We start from the raw sequence: 6,394 nt of genomic DNA on the forward strand, positions 1-6,394 counted from the left end.
GTATGGGGGAAGAAGCATGGCGAGCAAGTATTATGTTGTATGGGAAGGCGGCGCGCCGGGTGTGTACGACTCCTGGCCGGCCTGCCAGGCGCAGGTGAGCGGGCGCAAGGACGCCAAGTACAAGTCGTACGCGAGCAAAAAGGAAGCGGAGACCGCCTACCGCGAAGGCTGGAAAAAGCATTGGGGGCAGGGCGGCGGCGGAAAACGCGCGGCTGCGGCTTCCAAGTCGGGGGCGGCTGCGCTCCCGCTGACGCCCGCCCAAGCGGAGCAGGAGATCGACTTCGACAGCGTGTCGGTGGACGTCGGGACGCGTGGCAATCCGGGACCGGTCGAATACAGAGGCGTGGACACGCGGACCGGAGACGTCTTGTTCGAGGTCGGCCCGGTGTCCAAGGGTACGAACAATCTGGGCGAATTTCTGGCGATCGTGCACGCGCTCGCCTATCTCAAGCGTCAAGGCAGCGCGAAGACGATCTACAGCGACTCCCGCACGGCGCTCAAGTGGGTGAAGCAGAAGGAAGTCGTGACGACGCTCCCCCGCGATGCCTCGACGCAGGAAATATGGGAGCTGGTCGATCGTGCGCTGAGCTGGCTTAAAGTCAACGCCTATCCGAACAAGGTGCTCAAGTGGGAGACGGAGCGCTGGGGCGAAGTGAAGGCGGATTACGGCAGAAAAGGCTAAACGTCGTCCACCTCCCGCAGGGACGCCGCACGCGGGATATCGCACTGCGCCGGATTGGTCACCATTTGAACAGTCGAAGTCACAATTTTGGTTGTCCCCGGGCGCGTTCCGGCGTTAAGATGAAGAATCGGCAGCGCGCCCGCGAATGCGGCAGGACGGCCAGGCCGCCCGCAGCAGGCCATACCGCAGCATGCCAAGCCATGCCGCAGTCGGCCAAGCCGCCCACGACCGGCCATACCGCAGTATGCCAAGCCATGCCGCAGTCGGCCAAGCCGCCCACGACCGGCCATACCGCAGCATGCCAAGCCATGCCGCAGTCGGCCAAGCCGCTCACGACCGGCCATACCGCAGTATGCCAAACCATGTCGCAGTCGGCCAAGCCGCCCGTGCCCGGCTATACCGCAGCAGGCCGTATCGCAGTCGGCCAAGCCGCCCACGGCCGGCCGTCGCAGGCTCCGCGCAGCGCGCTCGCGCCGAACTCTCGTCAGAAGGTGGTCGCCCGTTTGGGACTTCAAAATAAGAAAGCGATTGCAATTGTCGTCGTCGCCTGCGCCCTCGGCGCCGCGGCGGCCGTCTGGCTTGCCGCAGGCATCGACCGGGCCGGCAGCGGCATGCCTTCAACAGCCGATCCTTCATCCTCGGCAGGGGCATCCGCCGCCGGCGCTTCCCCGTCCGCGCCTCCGTCCGGCGCCGCGGCGACGGATACGATCGTAATGGCGTTCCCCGCGGGCACGCCACGCGATCTGCGGCTCGTCGAGGACGAGATGAGCCGGTACCTCGCCAAAAAAATCAACGCCGGCATCAAGTTGAAGCCGATCGACATGGGGAGCTGGTGGGACAAGACGGGCCTCATGTTCGCTTCCGGCGAGCAGATCGACCTGATGTTCACGGCCGGCTGGATGCGCTTCGGCGACGAGGTCGCCAAGGGGCGCTTCATCCCGCTCGACGACCTGCTGGCCCAGTACGGCAAGGGCATCGGCGGCATTCTGAGCCCGGCCATCATCGAGGCGGGCAAGGTCAACGGAAGCGTCTACGGCATCGTCGCCAACAAAGAATTCGCCTCCAGCAAAGGATTGGTCATGCGCAAGGATCTCGTGGACAAATACGGCATCGACCTGTCCGCGGTGCGGACGCTGGCCGATCTGACGCCCGTATTCGCCAAGATCAAGCAGCACGAGCCGGACCTGTACCCGCTCCAGGCGCGGGCCGACCGCAGTCCGCTTACCTTTCTGCTTCAATATGGCCTGTTCGATATGCTCGGCGACGGTCCCGGCGTGCTGCCCAGGTCGGGCGATTCGCGTCGCGTCGTCAACCTGGTCGATACGCCCGAGTTCGAAGCGAACGCGAGGCTCATGTACGCGTGGAACCGGGCCGGTTACCTGAACCCGGATGCGACGGTGTCCAAGGACAGCGAGTACGAGGCGGTCAAGGCGGGCAGGGCGTTCGCGTTCGCTGAGTCGCTCAAGCCCGGCTTCGAGATTCAGGCTTCGCGCAACACCGGCATGCCGATGACGACGGTCGAGCTGACCAAACCCTATACGACGACGGCGGACACGACGAGCGCGATGTTCGCGATCTCCAAAAACGCCAGGCATCCGGAAAAAGCGATGATGCTGCTGAACCTGCTGTACACCGATCCCTATTTGCTCAACCTGCTCGACTGGGGCATCGAAGGCAAGCATTACGTCAAGCGCGCGGACGGCCAGATCGAATATCCAGCGGGCGTGGACGCCAAGACGGTCGGGTACAACCTCAACCAGTCGTGGATGTTCGGCAACCAGCTCAATTCGTATCTGTGGAGCAACGAGGACCCGCAGCTATGGGCGCAGTATCGCGCGTTCAACGCGGCGGCGGACAAGTCGCAGGCGCTGGGCTTCGTGTTCGATCCGGAAAAGGTGAAAAACGAGATCGCGGCCTGCGCCAGCGTCGACGAGGACTTCGGCCCGGCCGTCAACACGGGCGCGCTCGATCCGGACGTCGTGCTGCCGATGTACCGCCAGAAGCTGAAGGAAGCGGGCGCCGAGCTCGTCATCGCCGAGAAGCAGCGGCAGCTCGACGCCTGGCTCGCGCAGCGGGGGGACAGCCGATGAGACAGCCCACGCTGCGCTCCAGACTCGTGCTCGGCTTTGCGCTCGTCACCGTGCCGCTCGTCGTGCTGCTCCTGTCGAACAACCTGTACGCCACGCGGGTCGTGCATTCTCAGGTCGCCCAGTCCAACCAGAGCCTGCTGACGATGTACGTCAACGACATGGACAAGGCGCTGGAGGAGATCGAGAACTACTTGTACAAGACGGCGGAGCAGGACGACAGTCTGATCTCGCTCGGGCAGAACGCCAAGGACACATGGACGTATTACCTCGCCCAGACGCATACGATGAACGATCTTTTTTTCAACACCAACTATTACGACGCCGCCGACGTGCTGTTCGCCTACGGCGCAGCCACCGACAATCTGCTGCTCGCGCCGCAAACGTCGGTCTCGTACGCGCGCAAGCTGCTCGTGCAGGACACGCTGCGCCGCATGCTGGCGCGCACGGGCGACGGCGGCCCGAGTTATTCCCGCTGGAACGTCGTCGAGCTGGACGGCTCGTATGCGCTCGTGCGCGTCGTGGATTCGGGCTATCGCTCGTACATCGGCGCCTGGGTCGATCTGGACCGGCTGATGGAGCCCTTCCACCAGTTGACCCGGGACGGCGGCGGTCAGGCGATTCTGTCCGACGACGCGGGCAGGCTGCTGTCCAAGAGCGAAGGCCCCCTGAACGGAGACGCTTCTCTCGAGCTGCGACCGGCTGCGGCGTCCGGGCAGGAGAAGGCCGTCTACCATATCGTCAAGCTGGACCAGCGCTACCTGCTCATCGGCAAGACGTCGCGCAGCGCCGGCCTCCATCTGTCGCTGCTGCTGCCCGAACGCCGCGTGCTGGAGGGCTTGCCGTATTTCCGCATTCTGACGTACTGGGTTCCGGTCGTGGCCGCCGCGCTGCTCGCCGTCTACCTCGTCTTCCTCCAGCGGGCCATCGTCAAGCCGATCGTCGGACTCATCAAGGGGATGCGTCGCATCCGCTCGGGCGATCTCACCGCGAGGCTCGAGGACAACCGGCTGCTGGAGTTCGTCACGATCAACGAGACGTTCAACGGGATGGCGACCCAGATCGAGCATCTGAAAATCGACATCTACGAGGAGCAGATCCGGACGCAGAAGGCGGAGCTGCGGGCGCTGCAAGCCCAGATTCATCCGCATTTTTTTATGAACTCGCTCAACATCGTTTATCATCTGGCACAGACCAAGAGCTACGACATCATCCAGAGCATGGCGCTGCATCTCGTCCGCTACTTCCGCTACGCCACGCGCATACAGACGCCCGCAATCGCGATCAAGGACGAGATGGCGCATATCCACGACTACCTGTCCATTCAGAAATACCGGTTTCCGGAGGCGCTTGCGTTCGACTTCGAGGTCGATCCTGCGCTGGCAGACTTCGCGCTGCCGCCGCTCACGGTCCAGCCGCTCGTCGAGAATGCGATGGTGCACGGCTTTTCCTTCCGCGCGGGGGAAGCCTACCGGATCGCGGTTCGCGTCTATGCCGCACGCGACGCACAGGGGGAGGCGGTCTGCATCGAGGTCGCCGACAACGGCAAGGGGCTCGCGGCGGGGCAGGCCGCGGCGCTCGAGGAGATGGCGGCGGCGGTGGAGCCGCAGGAAGGTCATGTCGGGCTATGGAATATCGTCCGCAGGTGCCGGTTGTTCTACAAGACAAACGTGAAGCTTCAGTTCGCGGACGGCCAGCCGCGCGGGACCGTGGCCCGGCTCACGCTGCCGTTCAAATCCAACAGTCAGGAGGCGTAGCGCGATGATCCGGTTGCTCATCGTCGATGACGAATATTATGCGGTCAAAGGGTTGCAGTCCGGCGTGAACTGGCAGGCGGCCGGGGTGGACGAAGTGTATGAGGCGTATCATGCGGAGATGGCGAGGGAGCTGCTGGCCCGTCAGGAGATCGATGTCATGATCTGCGACATCGAGATGCCCGAGGGCAGCGGACTGGAGCTGATGGCCTGGGTGCGGGAGCGCGGCCTCCCGATCGAGACGGTCGTGCTCACCTGTCATTCGGAGTTCTCGTATGCGCAGAAGGCACTGCAGCTGGGCGGCAGCGACTATCTGCTCAAGCCCGTCATTTATGGCGATCTGGAAGAGGTGCTGCGCAAGACGGTCCGCAAGGTGGAGGAACGGCGCCGGCACGAGGAGAAGGACGAGCTGTACCACAAATACGCCGAGCTGTGGAGGGAGCGCCGGCCGATCCTGCTCGAGCGCTTCTGGCAGGACGTGTTCGACCGCGACATCCAGCCTTCGCGCGAGGCGATCTCCGCCGCGCTCGCTTCGTTCGATGTGCCGCCGGGGGAGCTGGCGCGCGTCGCGTTCGTCCTCGTCAGCATCGAGGAATGGCAGAAGCCGCTCAGCGAACGGGAAGAGGAGATTATGGAGTTCGCGCTCCGCAAGGCGGCCGAGGAGGTGCTGCTGGAGACGCGCAGCGGCAGCGTCGTCCGCGACAGGCGGGGCAATACGTTCGTCGCGGTGCATGCCGGGCGGGACGATGCTGCGGGCGGCAGGCTGCTGGACGACTGCCGGGCTTATATCGAAGCTTGCGCGCGTTATTTCTACTGCAAGCTGTCCTGCTACGTGAGCGACGTCGTCCCGGTCGAGGACTCGCGCAGCGCATACTTGCAGCTCCTCGGCGCGGAGTACCGCAATGTCAGCCGCACGAGCGAGGCGGTCGCCGTCTCGGGCGCCGAACTGCCGGACGGCGGCACGGGCGGGCCCGGGGACGGCATGCTGCTGGATGCGGCCGACCTGATCGAGCAGCGGGACAAGGAGAGCGTGATGCGGGCGCTGGACGCCGCACTCGGCGGTATGAGCGGGCGGGAGCTGACGCCGGAGGCGCTCGCCGCGGTGTATCATGCGCTCCTGCAGGCGGTCTATTACGCGCTGCAGCGCAAAGGTTTTTCCGCGCACCGGCTGTACGACGGCCGCGCGCTGCCCGGCGCGGAGGCGGCGAGCCGCTCGGTCGCGCGGCTGCGCCAGTGGGCGTCCGAGGTGCTCGACGCCGCGTATGCGCTGCTCGCCGAGGGAGAGTCCGAGAGCCCGGCCGTGCTCAAGGTCAAGGCTCATATCGCCGCCCATCTGGACCGCGATCTGACGCGCGAGGAACTGGCCGCGCATGTCTTTTTGAATCCGGCCTACTTGTCCAGGCTGTTCCGCAAGGAGACGGGCATGGTGCTGACCGACTATCTGCTGCAGGAAAAGATGCGGCGGGCGTCCGACCTGCTCGTCGGCACGGACTGCACGATCAGCGAGATCGCGGACAGCCTCGGCTACGGCAACTTCTCGTACTTCGCCCGCCTGTTCCGCAAAGTGTACGGCATGTCCCCGCACGACTACCGCAAGTCGATCCGCGGCGCCTGACGGCGGGCGTCGGCAAGCGCCGCGCCGCTTGGTCCCCGCCGCTTGGCCCCAATGTTGTCAGGTAAAAAACTGCCGCTCCCCGGCGCGTGGTCTTCATGAATGTATTGTCCTTGGTCTGTTTGTTGCGTTTGAACGAGCGATCCTGGACGACAGGGATGCGGCTACGTTGAAGTTCTTCCCCAAACCGTTCGTGCAACACAGCCTTGAAAGGGGAGATAACTGCCAAACCGCAGTTATTTTCTCCTGCGCCAGGACA

At 64.5% G+C, this 6,394-nt stretch carries 4 protein-coding genes; all 4 read left to right on the forward strand.

Going from position 1 to position 6,394, the window contains the following annotated elements:
• The first annotated feature begins 16 nt into the window (after positions 1-16).
• The 4 genes from rnhA (at position 17) to VQ071_RS28055 (ending at position 6,138) form a co-directional block, all read left to right on the forward strand.
• Complete coding sequence (gene rnhA / locus VQ071_RS28040) at positions 17-682, forward strand: ribonuclease H (protein ID WP_340518034.1); 666 nt, start codon at positions 17-19, stop codon at positions 680-682.
• A gap of 119 nt (positions 683-801) precedes the next feature.
• Complete coding sequence (locus VQ071_RS28045) at positions 802-2,772, forward strand: ABC transporter substrate-binding protein (RefSeq protein ID WP_340518036.1); 1,971 nt, start codon at positions 802-804, stop codon at positions 2,770-2,772.
• On the forward strand, positions 2,769-4,526 hold the full coding sequence (locus VQ071_RS28050) for a cache domain-containing sensor histidine kinase (RefSeq protein ID WP_340518037.1): 1,758 nt from the start codon (positions 2,769-2,771) through the stop codon (positions 4,524-4,526). The genes VQ071_RS28045 and VQ071_RS28050 overlap by 4 nt, the downstream gene beginning before the upstream one ends.
• Positions 4,527-4,530: 4 nt before the next feature.
• Positions 4,531-6,138 (forward strand): helix-turn-helix domain-containing protein, encoded by a 1,608-nt coding sequence (locus tag VQ071_RS28055; RefSeq protein WP_340518038.1) that lies wholly within the window; start codon positions 4,531-4,533, stop codon positions 6,136-6,138.
• The last annotated feature ends 256 nt before the right edge of the window (positions 6,139-6,394 follow it).

The organism is Cohnella sp. 56 (genome assembly GCF_037963805.1).
Taxonomy (GTDB): domain Bacteria; phylum Bacillota; class Bacilli; order Paenibacillales; family Paenibacillaceae; genus Cohnella.